The following is a 21,368-nucleotide window of genomic DNA, read 5'->3' as shown; positions in this document are numbered from 1 at the left end:
CCCCCTTTACGCGGCCCCTTTACGTGAACGCTTTACGCGAACGCTTTGCGCGACCTCTTCGCACGGACTCGATACACGCGGCTTTGCCCGCGGCTTTACGCACCGCTCTACGCACGGCCTTGCGCATGCTCGTGCACGGCGGCGGCCCTACGGGGTGGCCTTGAGGAAGGTCTTCCAGCCGCCCGCCGGGGCCTGGCCGACTTCGAGACTGCCCAGCCTGGTGAGGATCTTCGGGTCCTGGACGTCCAGCCAGTCGCAGAACTGCCGGAACGACACGAGACGTACGTCCTTCCTCCCGGCCATGGCCTTGAGGGCCGCCTCGACGGCGTCCATGTAGATGCCGCCGTTCCACTGTTCGAAGTGGTTGCCGATGAAGAACGGGGCGCGATTCGACTCGTACGCGCGCCGGAATCCGTTGAGATACGCCTTGACGGCCTGCCCGCGCCATTCCGGATGGCGCGACGGATCCCCCTTGGTCGAATTCCCCGACTGGTTGGCGAGGATGTTGTAGTCCATCGAGAGCACCTCGAAGGTGTGCCCGGGGAACGGCATGGCCTGCAGCGGCAGGTCCCAGACCCCGCCCCGCTTCTCGGGCCACTTCTGGCGGCCGCCGGGCGAGCTCGCGTCGTAACGCCAGCCGAGCTTCTTGGCGGTCGGCAGCAGACGGTCCTGGCCGAGCAGGCACGGGGTGCGGCCGCCGACGAGTTCCTTGCGGTAGTCGAAGGGAAGGGGCTCGAGGTCGTTCCAGCCGCTGTTCGTCTTCCACTGGGTGACGAAGGACACGGCCTGGTCGATCTCGCTCTGCCACTGCGCGGACGTCCAGTGCTCGACCGAGCCCGAACCGGCGCAGAAGTGGCCGTTGAAGTGCGTGCCTATCTCATGGCCGTCGAGCCAGGCCTGACGGACGTACTTCAGGGTCTCCTTGATGTGCGGGTCGGTGAGGTAGCCGATGTCCGATGCGCCGGCACGGTTGTTCGGCGGCCGGTAGAGCGTCTTCTTCGACTCCGGCAGCAGATAGACGCCGGAGAGGAAGAAGGTCATCGACGCGTGGTGGTCCCTGGCGAGTTTCAGGAATCGCGGGAAGAGACCGTTGCCGACCTCGCCCGCGCCGTCCCAGGAGAAGACCACGAACTGCGGCGGCGTCTCGCCGGGCTGCAGCGGGACGGGCTTCTCGGGCTGGTTCGGCTGCTTTCCGGTGTCGGCGGTCGAACCGTCACCTATGAGCCGGGCGGACTCGTCCGAGGCAGCGGGTGACGTGCCGTCACCTCCGGCTCCCCCGGGTCGCCCCGCCCCGTCCTTCTTGCCGGAATCGGACCCGGAGCCGGCACCGCAGCCGGCGACACCCATCGCCGCCGCGACACCGACTCCCGCCCCGAGCAGGCTCCTTCGGCTGATCTTGCGCATGCTGTCCCGTCCCCCTCCGGTCGCGACTACGCCATAACGACTAGAGAGTGAGATGGCGTGAACGGACAGGAGGGTTCCCGGGACCCGCGGGGAAATGCGTCAGGTAACGAGATCGCTACGCGCCGAAGCCTCGGGATCGCTATGCGCCGAAGGCCTTCGACTTTCCCTTCACGGGCTTGGCGCCCGCGAGCAGATGGGCGGGCACGAGATCACGGGCGGGCTCGGAGTAGCCCACCGAAACGATCTTGTCGCCCTGGAAGGTGAAGCTGGTCAGCGACGCGAGCGTGCACTGCCGGCGCCGCGGGTCGTGCCACAGCCTGCGGCGCTCCACATGGCTGCGCACGATCCAGATCGGCAGCTGGTGGCTGACGAGAACGGCCTCATGGCCGCGGGCGGCGTCCCGGGCGGACTCCAGCGCGTCCAGCATCCGCAGCACCTGCTCGAGGTACGGCTCTCCCCACGACGGCCGGAACGGATTGGTGAGGTGCTTCCAGTTGCCCGGCTTGCGCAGGGCCCCGTCGCCGACGCCGAAGGTCTTCCCCTCGAAGACGTTCGCGGCCTCGATCAGCCGCTCGTCCGTGTCGAGAGCCAGACCGTGGGTCTTGGCGATCGGCGCCGCGGTCTCCTGCGCACGCTCCAGCGGGGAGGCGATCACCGTTGTGATGTCCCGGTCCGCAAGATGCGCGGCGACCCGGTCGGCCATCCTGCGTCCCAGGTCGGAGAGGTGGTAGCCGGGGCGGCGGCCGTAGAGAACACCGTCCGGGTTGTGTACTTCGCCGTGGCGCATGAGATGAACCACGGTCGCTTCCGTATGAATGTCCGTGCGGCTCATGCGGCGGCCTCCGCGGCGGCGCGGGCGGCGGCAGGAAGCGCCGCGGCGATCCGCTCGATCGCCGCGTCGTCGTGGGCGGTCGACACGAACCAGGACTCGAAGGCGGACGGTGGGAGGTACACACCCTGCGACAGCATCGAATGGAAGAAGGCGTTGAAGCGGAACGCTTCCTGCTTCCTCGCGTCGTCGTAGTCGCGGACCTCGTCCGCGGTGAAGAAGACCGAGAACATGTTGCTCGCGCTCTGCAGCCGGTGGGCGACGCCCTCCTTGGCGAGTGCCTCGGTGACCAGCGCCTGGATCCGACCGGAGACCCGGTCGACCTTCTCGTACGCAGCGTCGTCGAGGAGCCGCAGCTGGGCGAGTCCGGCAGCGGTGGCGATCGGGTTACCCGAGAGGGTGCCCGCCTGGTAGACCGGGCCGGCGGGGGCGAGGTGGCCCATCACATCGGCACGGCCTCCGAACGCCGCGGCCGGGAAGCCGCCGCCCATGACCTTGCCGAAGGTCATCAGGTCCGGGGTGACACCGTCGACGCCGTACCAGCCGGCCTTCGAGGTGCGGAAGCCGGTCATGACCTCGTCGGAGATGTACAGCGCGCCGTTCTCGGCGCAGGCGTCCTTGAGACCCTGGTTGAAGCCGGGCAGCGGCGGCACCACGCCCATGTTGCCCGGCGACGCCTCGGTGATCACACAGGCGATCTCACCGGGGTGGGCACGGAAGGCGGCGTGAACCGATTCCAGATCGTTGTACGGGAGCACGATGGTGTCGCCCGCCTGGGCACCGGTGACACCGGGAGTGTCGGGCAGCGCGAAGGTGGCCACGCCGGAACCGGCCGCGGCCAGCAGCGCGTCCACGTGACCGTGGTAGCACCCGGCGAACTTGATCACCTTGGCGCGTCCGGTGAAACCACGGGCCAGCCGGATCGCCGACATGGTCGCCTCGGTGCCGGACGAGACGAGTCTCACCTGCTCGACCGGTGCGACCCGTGCCACGATCTCCTCGGCGAGGGCGACCTCACCCTCCCCCGGGGTACCGAACGAGGTACCACGGGCCACAGCCGCCTGAACTGCGGCAATGACCTCGGGATGGGCATGACCGAGGATCATCGGCCCCCAGGAGCAGACAAGATCGACATACTCGCGACCATCCGCGTCGGTCAGGTACGGACCGGTGCCGGACACCATGAACCGGGGCGTACCGCCCACGGCGCGGAAGGCGCGGACCGGAGAGTTCACGCCGCCGGGCGTCACGAGGGACGCGCGGTCGAAAAGCGTCTGCGAAACTGGGGCGTCATAGGGAAAGCTCACGGAATCCATGGTGTCAGAGGACCCGGACGTATCTGCGGACAGGTGTTTCACCACACGTCCGCGGGGGAGGTCACTGTCACGATGATCGGGTTGCGCGGCCTGAGCTGTGCGTCATAAAAAGCAGTCGGGTGGAGATATGCATCGCGGTGGCGGACTGGGCGAGGGGACCGGCGACCTGGGTCCCGAGCCTGCCCGGCGGGGGAGGCACCGGCGGCACGAGGCACGTGAGCCCGTGGAGGGCACGCGTGAGCCCCTGGAGAGCAGGAGTGGCCGAGGTATGGGGGTGACATACAAATACTTCGGCGCACCCGACGGCGCCACGGCCGCGCGCGTGCCCGTTTCGATGCGCCCGGAGGAGCTCGGCGGCGATGAGCTCGGCATGGGCGGAATGTTCAGCAAGATCAAGCCGGAAACGATAGCCGCGATGGTCCTCACGGGCATCCAGGGCATGCCCCTGCACAAGGTGCCACCGCTCGAGCTGGTGGTCCTGCACCCGGACTACGCGGTGGTCAAGCTCCCCATGACGGTCGTCGACCCGCTCCGCGGCATCGGCGAGGAGTCCGTGGGCGCGGCAGCGTTCATCTGGTCGACGGTCCCGGATCGCGGGGGTCCGCGGGACGCGTTCAACGTGTACCAGCTGCTGCACGAATGGCAAGATTTCAGCCATCGTCTGCATGAGGCGGGGCATCAGCCGTACTGCCTTGTGTGGCCCTGATTCCGAGCCCTTCGTGACGATCGGGCGGGGCTTTCGGGTCCCGCCTTCGCCATGTGCCGATCATGCTCCGGGTCATATGCCGGATCAGAGCCACCCGTTGCGGCGGAAGCCCCGGTAGATCACGACGCAGGCGACGGCGATGACCCCGAGGACGACCGGGTAGCTGTAGGTCCAGCGCAGCTCCGGCATGTGGTCGAAGTTCATGCCGTAGATGCCGCAGACCATCGTCGGCACCGCCACGATCGCCGCCCAGGCGGTGATCTTGCGCATGTCCTCGTTCTGGGCGACGGTCATCTGCGCCAGATGGGCCTGCAGGATCGAGTCGAGCAACGAGTCGAAGGCGTTGATCTGCTCGCCCGCACGGGCGAGATGGTCGGAGACGTCCCGGAAGTACGGGCGGATCTCCTGCGCGATGACCGAGGCCGGCTGGTTGGCGAGCTCGTCCAGCGGACGGTTGAGGGGGGCCATCGCCCGCTTGAACTCGAGGAGTTCGCGCTTGAGCTGGTAGATACGCCCCGCCTCGCCACGGCCGTTGTCGCCACGCCCGGCCTGTTCGGCGAAGACGGCGAGCTCGACCGCGTCTATGTCGTCCTGTACGGCGTCGACGACGACGAGGTACTCGTCGACGACGAAGTCGGCCACCGCGTGCAGTACCGACGAGGGGCCCTTGGCCAGTTGGTCCGGCATCGCCTCCAGTGCCTCGCGCAGGGGGCCGAGCGAGCCGTGACGCCCGCTCCGGATGGTGATGACGAAGTCCCGGCCGATGATCACCGTGATCTCGCCCGTCTCCACGACCTCGCTGGTGGCGGTCAGTTGGTCGTGCTCGGCGTAGCAGACGGTCTTGAAGACGGCGAGCAGCGTGTCGTCGTACGCGACGACCTTGGCCCGGCGGTGCGGGTTCACGGCCTCCTCGACGGCGAGCGGATGCAGACCGAACAGCGCGGCGATCGAGGCGAACTCGTCCTGTGTGGGCTCGTGCAGTCCGATCCAGACGAAGCTGTTGCTGCCGGGAGCGGAGCTGTTCTCCTTGCGTACGCGGCGCAGCGCCTCTTCGGCCGGGCAACTCCCGGCCTGACGCACCCCGTCCGAGTACCCCACGCAGTTGACGACGGAGCTGCCGAGCGGGGAGCGGGCCGGGTGGCTCAGATCGACCGTCCGGCGGTACGCACGGCGTACCGCGCGACGGAGATTGCGCATCATCGACAAGGTGGCTCCCGACGGGCTGGGGCTGTTGCTCTCGCCACCCTCGCCGACGGGACTTCCCTTGTCCATGACGTCCGTTCCGCGGGGCGCGGTACGGCCAGGCCACCGCAATCACCTGCCGAACGGTCGATCACACCATCCGGACGTTCTTTTGGACGGTGAACCGACTTCAGCCCGGCTCCGTTCCTGCCGATGCCCACAGTGCACTGGCCGCGAACACCCGCATCCACCGATGTAACGGGTGTACGGGCCATGCCGGATGTACGGGATGTATCGGAAGCCTGTCGTACGCAGCGCCCCTGTGGTCGGCTCACGCCGCCGCTCCGAGCGGCGCCACCGCTGCCGCCGGGCATCCCCGGCACCCGACGCCGCCCGGGCACCCGACCCGACCCGACCGCCGTCACCCGAAGACCAGAGGAGCCCGGCATGAGCGACGTCCTGCTGGCCCTGTGCATCCCGTTGATCGTCTGCGCCAGCGGTATCTACGCGGTGTGCGAGAGCTGGTGGCGGCGCCGACATCCGGCGCCACCGTCGCCGTACACCCACGCCGCCGCCCGGCTGGCCGAGCGGGACATGCTCACCGCCGCCGACGAGATCGTGACGCAGGCGTACGTCACGCTGTCACCGCTGTACGACGCCACGCCGCACGAGCCGACCGACGTGTGCGCCGGGTGCCCTGCCCGTGACACGTGCACCGCGTGCGACACCCGCGCGGCGGCGGGCGACGTCCGCGAGGCCGCCGACGGCGGTATCAGCGCGGGCTCCACCCCGGGTCACGCCCCGTCGTCGCCAGCAGCCGCTCGAACGGGGACGCGCCCTCCGGGACACTGACCGGCTCCCCGAAGGCCTCCCACTTCCGTGCCATCGGTGCCATGGCATCGATGGCCGGGCCGAGTTCGGCGACGACGTCCGGATCGGGTTCGTACGCCTGACCCGTCGCCCGCGCGAGATCCCAGACGTGCACGGTCAGATCCCCCAGCACCATGTGCCCGACGGTCCTGGCCGGAAGACCCAGCGTGCCCGTGGTGCCCTCCTCGGCCCCTGGCTCGGCCCACGCAGCGGCCAGCCGCCCCGTCTCGTCGGCGAAGACCTCTTTCCAGCCGCCGCCGTCCCGGTCGTCCTCGCCCGCGGCGGAGACCCGGTCGGGCGTGGTGGAGAAATCGGAGTCCTTCTTGGCGGCCAGCGCCTGGAAGTTGACGACCACATGGAGCAGGTGGTTGATCAGGGCGCGTACGTCGTAGTCGGGGCACGGGGTCGGCGCGTTCATGGCATCCGCCCCCACTCCCCGTACCACGGGCGTGGCGCGTGCGGTGGTGGCGGCAAGCAGTTCGCTGATGGTCTTCATGGCCCTGACGCTGGCAGCCACGCGCGCCTGCGTCTTGAACAAACGCGACATAGGATCCGGCCATGGGGCGCAGGAGCGAGCCCGGGGGCCTGCCGGGGACGGGGCCACGACGTGACACCCGGGGCATCGTCGACGCCCCGGAGCTCTTCACGCGGGTACGGTTCCGGCGCCGGGAGCCCGCACCACCGCTGCGGCCCTATCTGGAGCACTACTGGCTCATCGACTGGGACCTCTCCGAACCTCATGCCTCCCATGTGGTGCCGCATCCGTCCGTGAACGTCGTCTTCCAGCGGTACGGGGACGAGGAGCCGTGGGGCGAGGTCGCGGGGATCGGGCTGGAACTCTTCACCAAGAAACTGGTGGGGCGGGGCCGTGTGTGCGGGGTGCAGTTCCGGCCGGGTGGCTTCCGGCCGTTCGCGCCGGGGCGGCCGGTCTCGGAGTGGACGGGGCGCCGGGTGCCGGTGGGCGAGGTGTTCCCCGGACCGGCGGACGCCGCCGCACGGGCCGTCGTCGGGCCGGACGAGGAGGACGCGCGGGTCGCGGCGCTCGACGCCTTCCTGCTGACGCACGGCCCGGTGCCGGATCCAGGGGCCGAGCGCGCGATGGAGCTGGTCGAGCTGGTCCGTACCGACCGCACGGTCCGCCGGGTTTCCCGGCTCGCCACGGCGGAAGGTGTGTCGCCGCGCACGCTCCAGCGGCTGTTCGCGACGTACGTCGGTGTCGGACCGAAGTGGGTCATCTTGCGCTACCGCATCCACGAAGCACTCGAGCGCGCGGAGGCGGAGCGCCCCGGTTCCGGTGCCGAGCCGGACTGGGCCGCGCTGGCCGCCGAGCTGGGCTACAGCGACCAGGCTCATCTGGTGCGGGACTTCACGTCCACGGTCGGGGTCCCGCCGACGGCGTACGCGGGGCGCCCGCCGGGGTGAGCGCGGGGCGCCCGGCCCACACTTCCGGTGAGCGCTCGGTCACGCCCGCGTGTGATCGCGGTCGACACGGCGGCCCGGTACCCGCCCGGCACCACGGGCGGGCCGGGCCCATCCGTCCGGCGGGCGAGCCGGGTATGCGGGAAAAGCGTGGATCGGCCCCGGGGCCCGATGGCATGCTGGCGGCGTGAACGGACCGGAGATCCACATCAGCTTCGCCCCCGAGCTGCGGCTGTTCGTCGCAGCGGAGCGCCGCGACCGGCGGACCCCCCTCACCACGGACGGCTCGTCCACGCTCGGTCATGTCGTCGAGTCGCTCGGCGTGCCGCTCACCGAGGCCGGGCGGCTGCTCGTGGACGGCCGACCGGTCCCGGTCTCCCACGTACCGGCCGCGGGCCAGCACATCGAGGTGCTGGGCGTCGAGCGGCCGCAGCGCGTGCCGGGGGCGCCCCTGCGCTTTCTGCTCGACGTCCACCTCGGCACGCTCGCACGGCGTCTCCGGCTGCTCGGCGTCGACGCCGCCTACGAGAGCGAGGACCTCGGCGACCCCGCACTGGCCGCGCTCTCGGCACGCGAGCAGCGCGTGATGCTGTCCCGGGACCGCGGGCTGCTCCGCCGACGGGAGCTGTGGGCCGGCGCGTACGTCTACAGCGACCGCCCCGACGACCAGCTCAGGGACGTCCTGCAGCGGTTCTCACCCGCGCTCGCCCCCTGGACCCGCTGCACGGCCTGCAACGGGGAGCTGGCGGACACCGACAAGGAAGCGGTCGAGCACCAGCTGGAGCAGGGCACGCAGCGCTCGTACGACGTGTTCGCGCAGTGCACCGCCTGCGACCGCGTGTACTGGCGCGGAGCCCACCACTCGCGGCTGGAGGCGATCGTCGAGAGCGCCCTGCGCGAGTTCGGGGACGCGGTGGCGTAGGTCCTGTCCGGCGGAGGCCGCGATCGGAGGGGAATCCGGGGGATCAGAAGACGTAGCCGTCGCCTGTCGCCGGCACCAGCACGCTGTGCTGGTCGTTGGCGTGGTTGATGTCGGCCGCGCCGCCGTTCCATGCGGTGGCGACGCCGATCACGACCTCGGCGGGATCACCCGCGAACTGCAGACGCAGGGCGATTCCCTGACTCGCACCGGCCGCCCTCAGCGCACCCGTGCGGCAGAGGATCAGCCGCTGGCCGCTCCGCAGACAGGCCGCCGGCAGGGGCCCCGCGCTCTGCGGCGGCGCCGAGAAGGACAGCTGGACGGTCGTGTCGGCCACCTCGTCCGGGCCGTGGTTCTCGCTCTCCAGCCAGATGTCGAGACGACCGTCCCACAACGTGGCATAGCCGTGATGCGCGACATCCGCTTCGACGAGCGGCACCGGGGAGCCGGCCGCACCCGCCGGGCCCTCGCCGGCCGCCGGCATGCCCGCCACGCCCGTGGAGCCCGTAGCACCCAGGGCATCCGCGGTGCCGGGCCCGGCCAGCATCGCCGCCACCATCGCGACGGACGCGACGAACAGACTCCTGCGCATCACCTGCATGCCCGAAAGATACCTATCTGCCATGCATGGAGCTGATTTCCCGTCAGTCCGGCGCGCCCCCACGGGCGACGGACGAAAGCGCGGGTCCCGGGGAAGCCGCGCCGGGGGTGACCGTACGCCTGTTCGGCGAGGCGTCCGGGCCGTCCCGTCGACGACCACGGCGATCATGCGCGCGCGACGGCTGCCGACCGCCGCCTATCCTGGCCTTTGGCCACAGGTTTCGATCACCCGCCAAGGAGCCGTCATGACCGCCGCCCCCATCGCCGTCGTCACCGGAGCGAGCAGCGGCATCGGTGCCGCGACCGCACGGGGACTGGCCGCCGAGGGTTACCACGTGTTCCTCACGGCTCGGCGCAAGGACCGGATCGAGGCGCTCGCCGCCGAGATCACCGAGGCGGGTCACCGGGCCACGGCCCGTGCACTGGACGTCACCGACCGCGCGGCCGTCGACTCCTTCGCCGCCTCCCTCGACGAAGCGGGCGAGGTCAAGGTGCTGGTGAACAATGCCGGCGGAGCACTCGGAGCCGATCCGGTCGCGACCGGCGATCCCGCCGAATGGCGCCGGATGTACGACGTCAACGTACTCGGCACGCTCCATGTCACCCAGGCGCTGCTCCCGGCCCTCACCGCCAGTGGCGACGGGACCGTCGTCGTGCTCTCGTCCACCGCCGCCCACGCCACCTACGAAGGCGGCGCGGGCTACGTCGCCGCCAAGCACGGCGCACACATCCTCGCCGAGACGCTCCGTCTCGAAATCGTCGGCACTCCGGTCCGCGTCATCGAGATCGCACCCGGCATGGTCAAGACCGAGGGGTTCGCCACGACCCGCTTCCGCGGGGACGCCGAGAAGGCCGCGAAGGTCTACGAGGGTGTGGCGGAGCCGCTCACGGCCGAGGACGTCGCCGACACGATCACCTGGGCCGTGTCCCGGCCCTCCCATGTCAACGTCGACCTGATGATCGTCCGCCCGCGCGCCCAGGCTTCCAACATCAAGATCCACCGCGAGGCCTGACACCGAAGTCCGACACCGGGGCCTGACACCCCGGCGGCGCGCCCCGGGGCCGCTCAGCCTTCGTACCGCGCCCGCTCAGACCCTGTTCCGCGCGCGGGACCGCTGCCTGGCCCTGCGGCGCCTGAACGCCCGGCGTTCGTCCTCGCCGAGGCCGCCCCACACCCCGGTGTCCTGCCCGTGCTCCACGGCCCAAGTCAGGCACTGCTCCCGCACCGGACATCGGCGGCACACGGCCTTGGCCTCGGCGGCCTGGAGCAGGGCCGGACCGCTGGTGCCGATCGGGAAGAACAGGTCGGGGTCCTCATCGAGACATACGGCGTCATGACGCCAGTTCTCGCGCTCCACGGGAAGTGCCTCCTCGCATGCGGGTTGGTTGTCGGTTCCCCTTCGGCTCGCCGACGAGCGGCCGCTGAAACACCGAATCGCGTGTGCATCCCGGATCTGGCCGAAATCAGGGCCGGATGACCGGCAGGCAGCGAAGCCGTGGTTCCGCCATCCCCCGGGCCGGGCACCACCGCCGCTTGGTCGGTGCTCGATCGCCGCATGGTCAGTGTTCGACGGTGCTTGTCTCTCCGGGCTCGGTCTCCAGCGCCTCGCGACGGAACTTCAGCATGGCGAGGAAGAACAGTCCGCCCACGAGGAGCAGGCCGAGCACGATCACGACGGAGACGAGCGCCTCCCCGGGCGCCACCAGGACGAACAGCGCGACGAGCGTCCACAGCAGAGCGCCGATCGCGACCGGCAGCTCGAAGCGCCCGAGGTCGAACGCGCCCTTCCTGCGATCCAGTCGTGAGCGCACCGCCAGAGAGAGGATGATCGTCGAGCCGTAGATGATCGCCGGGAGGATCGTCGATGCCGTGATGAGCTCCAGCAGTGCGGCACCCGGCAGCGCGACCATCAGGATGACTCCCAGGACGAAGATCAGGATCGTCGCCGGGACCGGCGTCCGCGTGCGCGAGTCGACCCGTCGCATCAGCCGGTGGGCGGGGAAGCGCGAGTCACGCGCCATCGCGAAGACGAGCCGCGCGCACGCGACCATCACCACGACCCCGGCACCGAAGAACGCGAAGGTGATCGCGACGAGCAGTGCCTTCTCCATGACCGGCCCGAGGTGATCGCGCATGATCGCCGCGACCGGTGAGCCGTCGGCGGTGATCCGGGGGATGTCCTCGATCGCGACGGTGAGCGTGATCAGGAACAGCATCCCCAGGAGCCCGGCCGCCACCACCGATCCCACGATCGCGCGCGGGACCGTGCGGAAGGGGTCCTTGGCCTCCTCGGCCAGGTTGGCCGCGGAGTCGAAGCCGACGAGCGTGGCCAGACCCATGATCATCGCGAGCATCAGCCCGCCGCCGACGGCGAAGTAGTCGGGTGCGTTCTCGGCGACGCCGCGCGAGGTGAGGTTGCCCACCGCTCCGGTGTCCGTGACCAGGACCGCGATGGTGAGCGCGATCGCCACCGCCACGACGAGCGCCAGTTCGAGCCCCACCGCGGCCGAGTTGATCAGGCTGACGAGACGCGTGGACAGCACCGCGAGCACGGTCTGGACGAGCAGCACCACGAGGGTGATCAGACGCGCGGTGTCCTCGTCCGGCGCGATGCCGACGAGGGGCATGAACGCCTGGCTCGCGAGCGCGTTGTCGATCGCCACCACGGCGATCGCCAGATAACAGAAGGTCAACCAGCCGAAGCCCCACCCGATCTTCGGATTGGCCAGCCGGGAGGCCCATTGGTACGAGGAGCCGCTGAGCGGGATGCGGGCCGCGAACTGCGCGACCACCAAGGCCACCAGGGTCTGCCCCACCGCGGCGATCACCCAGAGCCAGATCCCGACCGGCCCCGCGTTCACCAGCACGTCGTCGTACGTCGCGAAGATGCCGACCGCCACCGAGATGAACGCGAACGAGATCGCGAACACCTGGAAGGAACCGAGCGTCCGCTTCAGTTCCTGCTGGTAGCCCCCGAGTTCGACGGAACCCTCGCCGTCGTCCGTGCTCGTCGGAACTTCCGTCACCGCAGCCACCACGCTTTCCCTCGGGGCCGTCGATCACCCCCCTCGGCACAACTGTCGCGATCCGTACTAACCCCACCATTTGTGACAGATGAATAGCCATGCGACACGAGTCGCGTCGAACGGCGCACCGTCCGTGGGACGGCTCGCGCCCCCGGGCGCCGGAGGCCCGGCGCCCGGCATCCGGCATCCGGCGTCGGGCGGGACCGGGGTACCGCCCGTTCCCGCCGCCGTCCGGCGCAACGACTCGGCCATTCGGCCGCGCCCGGATCGCACCCCTGGCCCCGCCGCGATGTCGTTGACCCGGACACGGGCCGACGCCCGGCGCATGAGCGTGCACCGGGCACCCGGCCGTGAAGGGACAAGGCATGCACATATCCGGAACGCCGGCGGGACGCGGCAGCCGAACCGCGGCCGTCGCCTTGATGGTGACCTGCTCTATGGCTCTGGCCGGGCCTGATCTCGCCGCCGCCGGCGGTGGTACGCCACCGCCTTCGAACACCAGGGAAACGCCGGCTCCTTCGGCGCCCGTACCGGAGCTGGACTGGAAACCCTGCGTTCAGGGCAGCCCGTTCGACTGTGCGACCGCCAAGGTGCCACTGGACTACCGCAACCCGGGCGGCCGCACCATCGACCTGGCGGTCATCAAACGCAAGGCGACGGACCCCCGGCGGCGCGTCGGCACCCTGTTCTTCAACCCGGGCGGCCCCGGCGGTCCCGGGACGGTGCAGATGCCGCAGAACTACGAGGCCTTCCCGGAGGAGGTGCGGGAGCGGTTCGACATCGTCAGCTGGGACCCGCGCGGTATCGGCAGCAGCACCGCCGTGAACTGCTTCGGCGATCGCGAGGAGTCCGAAGCCTGGGCCGGGACCAAACCCGCCGGCTTCCCGGTGGGCGAGCAGGAGCGGAGGAAGTGGATCGCCGCGTACGAGGATCTCGGCCGGCGCTGTCAGAAGCGCGACCCCGAGCTCCTGCGCCATGTGTCGACCGCCGAGACCGCCCGCGACCTCGACCAGCTCCGCCAGGCCGTGGGCGAACCCCGGCTCAGCTATCTCGGAATCTCCTACGGATCGTTCCTGGGCGCCACCTATGCCAACCTCTTCCCCGGCAAGGTCCGCGCCATGGTTCTCGACAGCAACGTGGACCCGCAGGCCTGGACGAACCACGCGTCCGACGCCCCCGAACTCCCGACGATGCTGCGCATAGGCGCGGACCGCTCAGCGGCCGCGACCCTGGACCGCTTCCTCGCGCTGTGCGGATCCACCACCACCGCCCGCTGCGCCTTCTCCGCGGGGAGCCCGCAAGGGACCCGGGACAAGTTCGACCGGCTGATGCAGCGGCTCCGGGCGCGTCCCGTGGGCGACTGGACGTACGCCCGCACGGTCGGGGACGTGGTGGGCGGCCTCTACTTCGTCAACCCCGGATGGACGAACCTCGCCGGCAGGCTGCAGGACCTGTGGCAGGACCGCGTCCCCAAACCCGCCACGGCACCTCCCCTGCCGCCGGTCCCGCAGCCGAATCCGTATCTGGGCGAGGAACAGGCCGTCGCGGTGCTCTGCGGCGACAGCCCCAATCCGCGTGACCCCGGTGCGTACCACGCCCTGGAGGAGGCCAGCGCCGTGCGTGCGGGCGACGCGGGCCGCTACTGGACCTGGGCCGCGGAGCCCTGCGCCACCTGGCCGGCCCTCGCCGCGGACCGCTACCGCGGACCGTGGAACAAGCCGGCGGAGCGCCCCATCCTGGTGGTGGGCACCCTCTACGACCCCGCCACTCCCTACGAGGGTGCGCAGGCCATGGTCAGGGAACTGGCCGACGCACGTCTGCTCACCAACATCGGATACGGGCACACCGCGCTGGTCAACCCCAGCAACTGCGTCAAGAGGTACGAGGCCCGCTACCTCGTCGACGGAACCCTTCCGCCGTCCGGGACGACGTGCCGGCAGGACACGCCCCCGTTCTCCACCCCCAAACCGAGCGGCGGTGTGGCCACCGGTGGCGGCGGAACGGCCGGCAGCGCCTCCTGAGCCCGCGCGGGCGCGACCGGCAGCGCCTCCTGAGCCGCGTGCGGCCCCAGGCAGCCGCGGCACCTCGCACAGCTCCCCACACACGGGGCGGACACCACTCGGGCCCCGGACTGACATCAGTCCGGGGCCCGTCGGTCATATGTGGTACCGGAGCTCAGCCCTTCACACAGATGACCTGCTTCAGCTTGGCCACGACCTCCACCAGGTCCCGCTGCTGTTCGATGACCTTCTCGATCGGCTTGTACGCACCCGGGATCTCGTCCACGACGCCGGAGTCCTTACGGCACTCCACGCCCCGTGTCTGCTCCTCCAGGTCCCGCGTCGAGAAGCGCCGCTTCGCCGCGTTGCGGCTCATCTTGCGCCCGGCGCCGTGCGAGGCGGAGTTGAAGGACCGGGCGTTGCCCAGACCCTTGACGATGTACGAGCCCGTGCCCATCGAGCCCGGGATGATCCCGAAGTCGCCGGACCCGGCCCGGATCGCGCCCTTGCGGGTCACGAGCAGGTCCATGCCCTCGTACCGCTCCTCCGCCACATAGTTGTGATGGCAGGAGATGACCGGGTCGAAGGTCACCCGCGCCTTACGGAACTCCTTGCGGACGACCTCCTGGAAGAGGCCCATCATGATCGCGCGGTTGTAGCGCGCGTACTCCTGCGCCCAGAAGAGATCGTTGCGGTAGGCGGCCATCTGCGGGGTGTCCGCGATGAACACCGCGAGGTCGCGGTCGATCAGACCCTGGTTGTGCGGAAGCTTCTGGGCCTCGCCGATGTGGTACTCGGCCAGCTCCTTGCCGATGTTCCGCGAGCCGGAGTGCAGCATCAGCCACACGGCTCCGGTCTCGTCGATGCAGAACTCCACGAAGTGGTTTCCGGCACCGAGCGTGCCCATCTGCTTCGTCGCCCGCTCCCTGCGGAACTTCACCGCGTCGGCCACGTCGTCGAACCGCGACCAGAAGTCGCCGAAGCCTCCCGTGGAGAATCCGTACACCCGGCCCGGGTCCACGGGCTCGTCATGCATCCCGCGGCCGACCGGGATGGCCTGCTCGATCCTGGACCGCAGCCGCGACAGATCACCGGGCAGGTCGTTCGCGGTGAGCGAGGTCTTCACGGCCGACATACCGCAGCCGATGTCGACGCCGACGGCGGCCGGACAGACGGCACCGTGCATGGCGATCACCGAGCCGACCGTCGCGCCCTTTCCGTAGTGCACATCGGGCATGACCGCGAGGCCCTTGATCCAGGGCAGCGTGGCGACATTGCGCAGCTGCTGCATCGCGACGTCCTCGACCGTGGCCGGGTCCGTCCACATCCGGATCGGGACCTTCGCGCCGGGCACCTCTACATACGACATATTCTCTCAATTCCCCCGAAAGGCCTGAAAACGCAAAACCGGTGCCAAGGTCGGCAAAGGGGATGGACGACCGGCGTTCACAGCTGCGCGTGCGATACACATTGTGTCCACCGGCCCTCATCGGGCGGCAAGCAGTTTTCCCGCGGCAGAAGGAGCTCGGCACCGTGCAGCGCAAGGCGAAGGCGTACGTACCCAGCCTGGTGGCGCTCTTCGCCGTGCTCGTCGCCGGCTGCACTTCGGGGTCCGGCGACGACCGCTCGAAGGCCGACACCAAGCCGGGCGGTTCCGCGGGCTCCGCGGCGTCCTCCGGCAAGTACCGCACCCTGTACGAGCCCTGCGGCGCGGTCCCGCGGTCCACCCTCGAGGACCTGCTCCCCGGTGCCGCCACGCTGTCCGAGGAACAGCGGGAGAAGGTCTTCCGGGGCACGGCGGCCGTCACCTACGACACGGACCGCCGGGTCGGCTGCAGCTGGCAGGCCGACGGCCCGGACGCCTCCCACCGTCTCCGCATCGACGTGGAGCGGGTGGTGTCGTACGACCCGAACGTCAGCGACGACGTCCGGGCGCAGGAGGTCTACGCCCGCAAGCAGGACGCGGCGCAGCTCCCCACGCCCGCGGATCCGCGCGACGGGACGATGCGGGAGCCCGCGCTGCCGAGCGGCGACCCGAAGCCCACGGGCAGCGGGTCACCGAGCACCAGTCCCTCCGGGGGCACCCCCGCGGGCGGTGCGCTCCCCCAGGACGGGCTCGCGCCTCGCGAGCTCGCCGGATTCGGCGACGCGGCCTTCCTCGACGACGTCCTCGCGCGGGCCGGTTCGACCGCCCAGAACCGGACGGTGAGCGTGGTGTTCCGCACATCGAACGTGATCGTGACCATCGAGTACGTCGAGCAGCCGGCCCGCACCACGGAGGTGCCGGACAGCAAGGCCCTGCAGGAAAAGGCGCAGGCCCTGGCCCGGAATCTCGCCGAGCGCTTCAACGACTGACCCGCCTGAGGCCCGGCCCGCGGGGCGTCCGCGGGCGCCACCGGTCCCGCGGCCGATCCTCCGGGAGGCCTCCGCCGACGTAGCGTGTCGGCGTACCGTGGCGGACCGTAAGGCTCGGACCGGCCGACCCGCCGTGCCGCACCACGGCGGACCGTACGACACACCGACTGAAGGAAACATGCACCGATCAGCCCCGCGACTCACCCGCATACTCGCCTGCGCCGCCGTCCCGGTGATGCTCGTCGTCGCCGGCTGCTCGTCGGACTCGGGCAGCGAGGACAAGGCCAAGGGCTCGGACACCTCGTCCCAGGGGTCTCCGTCCTCCAAGGAGCAGAAGTCCACCGCCACCGTCGAGCCGGCGAAGTTCGCCAAGCTGCCCGAGCCCTGCAAGGCGCTGGCCGCGAAGACGGTCGAGGCGCTGGTGCCGAAGGTCAAGAACAAGGCCGGTACGGCCGGCACCTCCAGTGACACGAGCGTCCGCGGCGGCTGCTCGTGGAACGGTCTGGAGGACAAGGGCGTCAAGGGCTCGAACTACCGCTGGCTCGACGTCTCCTTCCTCCGGTACGCGTCCGACGCGGGCCTCGGCAGCGGCGAGAAGCGCGCGAAGGAGGCCCTCGCGAAGGAGGTCACCAAGACCGCCGCCACGGACGGGGCCAAGAGCGTCAAGAAGACGGTCGCGGCGGGCGTCGGCGACGAGGCGACGGCGATCAGCTTCGACCTCGAGAAGACGGGCGAGACCTTCAAGTACGCGACCATCGTGGCCCGCACCGGGAACGTCGTGGTCACGCTCGGATACAACGGAGCGGGCTACGCCGGGGCCAAGACCCCGGAGGCCGCGGCGCTGATGAAGGAAGCCGTGACGGCGGCAAAGGAAGCGACGGCCTCGGTCGCCACGGCCAACAAGTAGCCGCGACGGCCGAAAGCCGCGGCGGGCGGGCCGTGCGGAGCACGGTCGGCGCTCTGCGTGGGCCGGGACGGTGGCTGGTGCGGCCGGGGCGCGGCCGCGCCCGGGCCGGGTCCGCGGCGAGCGGCCGATCGCCGCGGACGAACATTCACCACGCCGGGCAACGGCTGCTGAACGCTCCGCAGCGAACCCGCTGACGGAAGCCCGGATCACCTCCCCGGAGGCCCGGACTCCGGGCACGTGTGCCAGGCTTGGCCCGCGCCCGCGGCGCACCGGGGCCTAGCCCCGGAACCGGAGATCGCTCCGGAACTGGATATCGGGAGGGGATCGCGGGTGGCCGCGATGCAGCTGACACGCACGCACCGCATACTCATCGGCGTCGTCGTGGCCGGAGCGGTGGTCATCGCCGCGATCGGTTTCGCCGGGTCGTACACCGCCGTACGCGATCTCGCCGAGAAGAAAGGTTTCGGGGACTTTTCCCTGGTCTTCCCCATCGGCATCGACGCGGGCATCTGTGTACTGCTCGCGCTCGACCTCCTCCTGACCTGGATCCGCATCCCCTTCCCGCTGCTGCGGCAGACGGCATGGCTGCTGACGGCGGCCACGATCGCCTTCAACGGCGCAGCGGCCTGGCCCGACCCGCTCGGCGTCGGAATGCACGCGGTCATCCCGGTGCTCTTCGTGGTCGCGGTCGAGGCCGCCCGGCACGCGGTGGGCCGGATCGCGGACATCACGGCGGACAAGCACATGGAGGGCGTGCGGCTCACCCGTTGGCTGCTCTCCCCCGTGCCCACCTTCCGGCTGTGGCGGCGAATGAAGCTGTGGGAGCTGCGCTCCTACGACCAGGTCATCAAGCTGGAGCAGGACCGCCTGATCTACCAGGCGCGGCTGCAGGCCCGGTTCGGGCGGGCCTGGCGGCGCAAGGCGCCGGTCGAGTCACTGATGCCGCTGAGGCTCGCGAAGTACGGCGTGCCGCTGGCCGAGACGGCACCGGCGGGACTCGCGGCGGCGGGGATCGAGCCGCAGCTGCTTCCGCCCCAGCCACCGGCCGCCGAGCTGGAGCCCAGGGCCGCCCGCGCACCGCAGCCGGCCGTAGCCGCCGGGGAGACGCCGAGCCAGTGGTTCGCCACGCCGCAGAACGTGCGCTACCAGGGCGACTACGACCCGAGCTTCGAGCCGCCCACGTATGTCCCGGGGCCGGAGCACCAGGCCTGGTACGAGGAGCAGCCGCAGCAGATACCGGCGCCCCTGCCGCACCCGGCGGAGCCGAGGCAGGAGCCGGCCGCGGCCCAGGCCCCGGAACCGGACCCGGAACCGCAGTTCCAGGTGCCGAACGGGGCGGGCGGTACCCGGCCACTGGGTGAGGGCGTGCAGGAGGCACTGCCTTCGGACGAGAACCTGTACCAGGTGTTCCGGCGCTCGATCGAGGGCGAGGGCATGCCGACGCCCGGCGCCTTCGCCTCGAACGTCGAGGCCGCCTACGGGCTGCGACTCCAGTCCCGCGAGCTGAACCAGTACATGGACCAGTTCTCGGCCCGCCTCAACAACGAGCTCCTGGAAGACCACATCGCGTAGGTCGTGTCCGGTGCCGTGACGGGCAGGACCGGATGATCGCCCGATGCCGCTTGGCTGACGTCGAGGAGACGGCCAGGGCCGCCGTAACGGCGCGCGCCTGCGAGGCGAGGCACGAGGGCGGCGCGGCGCGCGGCAACGCGTGGCTGCATGAGCGCGACGACATGAGCGCGACGAGACGCGACGCCGAAGGGGCCCTCACCCTGAGGCGAGGACCCCTTCGGCTTCACACCATCACGTCGTCACGCCCACACGGCGCCGGACGTCAGGCCGCGAGCAGCTTGCGGACCCGGTCCGCACCCACCGCCAGCAGCAGCGTCGGCAGCCGCGGCCCGGTCTCACGGCTGACCAGCAGCCGGTAGAGCAGAGCGAAGAAGGACCGCTGAGCCACCTTGAGCTCCGGGGTCGGCTTGGCGTCCGGCTCCAGGCCCGCCATGACCTTGGGCACGCCGTAGACCAGCGTCGTCAGCCCGTCGAGGGACCAGTGCGACTCCAGGCCGTCCAGCAGCAGCCGCAGCGACTCCCGGCCCTGGTCGTCCAGCGAGCCCAGCAGCTCGGTGTCGGGCTCGGCACGGACGATCGTGCGCGCGTCGGCCGGGACCTGAGTGGTGATCCAGTTCTCCGCGCGGTCGAGCCGGGGCCTGACGGGGTCCAGGGAGCTCAACGGGTTCGCCGGGTCCAGCTCACTGAGGATCCGCAGGGTCTGCTCGTCGTGCCCGGCCGTGATGTCGACGACCGAGGCGAGGGTGCGGTACGGCAGCGGACGCGGGGTCCGCGGCAGCTCGCCCGCGGCCGTGCGCACCGCGCGGGAGTACGCCGCGGCGTCGGCCGGGAGCACCGTGCCGTCCTCGACCTTGCTCTCGAGCTTGTCCCACTCGTCGTAGAGACGCTGGATCTCCTGGTCGAAGGCGATCTTGAAGGACTGGTTGGGCTTGCGGCGCGCGTACAGCCAGCGCAGCAGCGGCGCCTCCATGATCTTCAGGGCGTCCGCGGGCGTCGGCACACCACCGCGGGACGACGACATCTTCGCCATGCCGGAGATCCCCACGAAGGCGTACATGGGACCGATCGGCTGCACACCGTCGAAGATCTCGCGGACGATCTGGCCGCCCACGACGAACGACGAGCCGGGCGACGAGTGGTCGACGCCGCTCGGCTCGAAGATCACGCCTTCGTAGGCCCAGCGCATCGGCCAGTCGACCTTCCAGACCAGCTTGCCGCGGTTGAACTCGCTCAGCCGGACCGTCTCCGAGAAGCCGCACGCCGTGCAGGAGTACGTCAGCTCGGTCGTCGCGTCGATGTACGCGGTGACCGTCGTCAGGTCCTTCTCGCAGTTGCCGCAGTACGGCTTGTACGGGAAGTAACCCGCCGAGCCGCCGCCCCCGTCGTCCTCATTCGCCGCGCCGGAGCCCTCGGCGGCCTCCAGCTCGGCCTCGTCCACCGGCTTCTGCTGCTGCTTCTTCGCCGGGCCCTTGGCCTTCGTCCGGTACTGGTCGAGGATCCCGTCGATCACCCGGCGGTGCTTCATCGCGTGCAGGATCTGCTCGCGGTAGACACCCGACGTGTACTGCTCGGTCTGGCTGATCGGGTCGTACTCGACGCCCAGCTCGGCGAGCGACTCGACCATCGCCGCCTTGAAGTGCTCGGCCCAGTTCGCGTGGGGGGAGCCCTCGGGCGCGGGCACCGAGGTCAGCGGCTTGCCGATGTGCTCGGCCCAGGAACCGTCGACGCCGGAAACGCCGTTCGGCACCTTGCGGTAGCGGTCGTAGTCGTCCCAGGAGATCAGATGGCGGACCTCGTGGCCCCGTCGGCGGATCTCGTCCGCGACCAGGTGCGGGGTCATGACCTCGCGCAGATTGCCCAGGTGGATGGGGCCCGACGGAGACAGGCCAGAGGCAACGACCACCGGTTTCCCGGGCGCACGCCGTTCCGACTCGGCGATGACATCGTCCGCGAAACGGGAGACCCAGTCGGTCTCGGTGCTGCTCTGAGCCACGATCGGCACGTCCTTGAATGCTCGGGCGAATGCTTGGTGGGGCTTGGCCTTGATCTTGGTCTTGATCCTGGCCTTGATTCTGTCGAATCCGGCGTCAGCCATTCTCCCAGACGAAACTGCGGGCCCGGTGGTTGTCCACAGGTCCGTGATCGTCCCGTCGGCGGTTGTCCACAGATGCCGAGCGGGTGGGAGAAACAGGTTGCGCCCCCATGGGACACTTGACTACCGATTTAGTCACCGGCCCGATACCGCCGGCCACCCCGACAGGA

Annotated in this window: 19 protein-coding genes; 9 read left to right on the top strand and 10 right to left on the bottom strand. The window is 70.3% G+C overall.

Annotation, left to right across the window (positions count from 1 at the left end; genetic code table 11):
* Positions 1 to 147 precede the first annotated feature (147 nt).
* The 3 genes from ACTWOL_RS21650 to hemL form a co-directional block, all read right to left on the bottom strand.
* Positions 148 to 1,404, bottom strand: a complete 1,257-nt coding sequence (locus ACTWOL_RS21650; protein ID WP_474298412.1) for a hypothetical protein — start codon at positions 1,402 to 1,404, stop codon at positions 148 to 150.
* Positions 1,405 to 1,543: 139 nt separating this feature from the next.
* A complete protein-coding gene (locus tag ACTWOL_RS21645) occupies positions 1,544 to 2,236 on the bottom strand; it encodes a histidine phosphatase family protein (protein ID WP_474298411.1) in 693 nt (230 codons plus the stop codon).
* A complete protein-coding gene (hemL, locus tag ACTWOL_RS21640; RefSeq protein ID WP_474298410.1) occupies positions 2,233 to 3,549 on the bottom strand; it encodes a glutamate-1-semialdehyde 2,1-aminomutase in 1,317 nt (438 codons plus the stop codon). The genes ACTWOL_RS21645 and hemL overlap by 4 nt, the downstream gene beginning before the upstream one ends.
* A gap of 268 nt (positions 3,550 to 3,817) precedes the next feature.
* Between hemL and ACTWOL_RS21635 the strand changes: the two genes are divergently transcribed.
* Positions 3,818 to 4,255, top strand: coding sequence for a hypothetical protein (locus ACTWOL_RS21635; protein WP_474298409.1), 438 nt, complete (start codon positions 3,818 to 3,820; stop codon positions 4,253 to 4,255).
* An 84-nt stretch (positions 4,256 to 4,339) separates the two neighbouring features.
* Here ACTWOL_RS21635 and ACTWOL_RS21630 read toward each other — a convergent pair whose 3' ends face one another.
* Positions 4,340 to 5,527 carry a magnesium and cobalt transport protein CorA gene (locus ACTWOL_RS21630; protein ID WP_474298408.1) on the bottom strand — a complete coding sequence of 396 codons (1,188 nt, stop codon included), beginning with the start codon at positions 5,525 to 5,527 and terminating at the stop codon, positions 4,340 to 4,342.
* Positions 5,528 to 5,884: 357 nt separating this feature from the next.
* Here ACTWOL_RS21630 and ACTWOL_RS21625 point away from each other — a divergent pair, with 357 nt between their 5' ends.
* The gene (locus ACTWOL_RS21625; RefSeq protein WP_474298407.1) at positions 5,885 to 6,289 is read left to right on the top strand and encodes a hypothetical protein; all 405 of its coding nucleotides are present in this window, start codon (positions 5,885 to 5,887) and stop codon (positions 6,287 to 6,289) included.
* On the opposite strand, the gene ACTWOL_RS21620 is transcribed toward ACTWOL_RS21625, so the two are convergent.
* On the bottom strand, positions 6,210 to 6,803 hold the full coding sequence (locus tag ACTWOL_RS21620; RefSeq protein WP_474298406.1) for a TIGR03086 family metal-binding protein: 594 nt from the start codon (positions 6,801 to 6,803) through the stop codon (positions 6,210 to 6,212). The genes ACTWOL_RS21625 and ACTWOL_RS21620 overlap by 80 nt on opposite strands.
* A 62-nt stretch (positions 6,804 to 6,865) precedes the next feature.
* On the opposite strand from ACTWOL_RS21620, the gene ACTWOL_RS21615 reads away from it, so the two are divergent.
* Both ACTWOL_RS21615 and ACTWOL_RS21610 read left to right on the top strand, forming a co-directional pair.
* Positions 6,866 to 7,729, top strand: coding sequence for a DUF6597 domain-containing transcriptional factor (locus tag ACTWOL_RS21615; protein WP_474298405.1), 864 nt, complete (start codon positions 6,866 to 6,868; stop codon positions 7,727 to 7,729).
* Positions 7,730 to 7,913: 184 nt separating this feature from the next.
* Entirely contained in the window at positions 7,914 to 8,648 is a 735-nt protein-coding gene (locus ACTWOL_RS21610; RefSeq protein ID WP_474298404.1) for a Mut7-C RNAse domain-containing protein, read from the top strand.
* Between the two features lie 43 nt (positions 8,649 to 8,691).
* On the opposite strand, the gene ACTWOL_RS21605 is transcribed toward ACTWOL_RS21610, so the two are convergent.
* On the bottom strand, positions 8,692 to 9,270 hold the full coding sequence (locus ACTWOL_RS21605) for a hypothetical protein (RefSeq protein ID WP_474298403.1): 579 nt from the start codon (positions 9,268 to 9,270) through the stop codon (positions 8,692 to 8,694).
* Positions 9,271 to 9,490: 220 nt separating this feature from the next.
* Between ACTWOL_RS21605 and ACTWOL_RS21600 the strand changes: the two genes are divergently transcribed.
* The gene (locus tag ACTWOL_RS21600; protein ID WP_474298402.1) at positions 9,491 to 10,258 is read left to right on the top strand and encodes an SDR family NAD(P)-dependent oxidoreductase; all 768 of its coding nucleotides are present in this window, start codon (positions 9,491 to 9,493) and stop codon (positions 10,256 to 10,258) included.
* A 75-nt stretch (positions 10,259 to 10,333) separates the two neighbouring features.
* Here ACTWOL_RS21600 and ACTWOL_RS21595 read toward each other — a convergent pair whose 3' ends face one another.
* A complete protein-coding gene (locus tag ACTWOL_RS21595; RefSeq protein ID WP_474298401.1) occupies positions 10,334 to 10,603 on the bottom strand; it encodes a WhiB family transcriptional regulator in 270 nt (89 codons plus the stop codon).
* 202 nt (positions 10,604 to 10,805) lie between these two features.
* Positions 10,806 to 12,272, bottom strand: a complete 1,467-nt coding sequence (locus tag ACTWOL_RS21590) for an APC family permease (protein ID WP_474298400.1) — start codon at positions 12,270 to 12,272, stop codon at positions 10,806 to 10,808.
* A 437-nt stretch (positions 12,273 to 12,709) separates the two neighbouring features.
* On the opposite strand from ACTWOL_RS21590, the gene ACTWOL_RS21585 reads away from it, so the two are divergent.
* Positions 12,710 to 14,293 (top strand): alpha/beta hydrolase, encoded by a 1,584-nt coding sequence (locus tag ACTWOL_RS21585; RefSeq protein ID WP_474298399.1) that lies wholly within the window; start codon positions 12,710 to 12,712, stop codon positions 14,291 to 14,293.
* A gap of 154 nt (positions 14,294 to 14,447) precedes the next feature.
* Here the strand turns inward: ACTWOL_RS21585 and ACTWOL_RS21580 are convergent, their stop codons facing one another.
* Positions 14,448 to 15,641, bottom strand: coding sequence for an RtcB family protein (locus tag ACTWOL_RS21580; RefSeq protein ID WP_474298398.1), 1,194 nt, complete (start codon positions 15,639 to 15,641; stop codon positions 14,448 to 14,450).
* 164 nt (positions 15,642 to 15,805) lie between these two features.
* On the opposite strand from ACTWOL_RS21580, the gene ACTWOL_RS21575 reads away from it, so the two are divergent.
* From ACTWOL_RS21575 to ACTWOL_RS21565, 3 genes are all read left to right on the top strand, one after another.
* On the top strand, positions 15,806 to 16,627 hold the full coding sequence (locus ACTWOL_RS21575) for a hypothetical protein (protein WP_474298397.1): 822 nt from the start codon (positions 15,806 to 15,808) through the stop codon (positions 16,625 to 16,627).
* A gap of 178 nt (positions 16,628 to 16,805) precedes the next feature.
* On the top strand, positions 16,806 to 17,534 hold the full coding sequence (locus ACTWOL_RS21570) for a DUF3558 domain-containing protein (protein WP_474298396.1): 729 nt from the start codon (positions 16,806 to 16,808) through the stop codon (positions 17,532 to 17,534).
* 339 nt (positions 17,535 to 17,873) lie between these two features.
* Complete coding sequence (locus ACTWOL_RS21565) at positions 17,874 to 19,106, top strand: DUF2637 domain-containing protein (RefSeq protein WP_474298395.1); 1,233 nt, start codon at positions 17,874 to 17,876, stop codon at positions 19,104 to 19,106.
* A gap of 262 nt (positions 19,107 to 19,368) precedes the next feature.
* Here the strand turns inward: ACTWOL_RS21565 and lysS are convergent, their stop codons facing one another.
* Positions 19,369 to 21,201, bottom strand: a complete 1,833-nt coding sequence (lysS, locus tag ACTWOL_RS21560; RefSeq protein WP_474298394.1) for a lysine--tRNA ligase — start codon at positions 21,199 to 21,201, stop codon at positions 19,369 to 19,371.
* Between the last annotated feature and the right edge of the window lie 167 nt (positions 21,202 to 21,368).

Source organism: Micromonospora sp. IBHARD003 (assembly GCF_056106285.1).
This window is presented reverse-complemented; position numbering and strand designations above follow the sequence as displayed.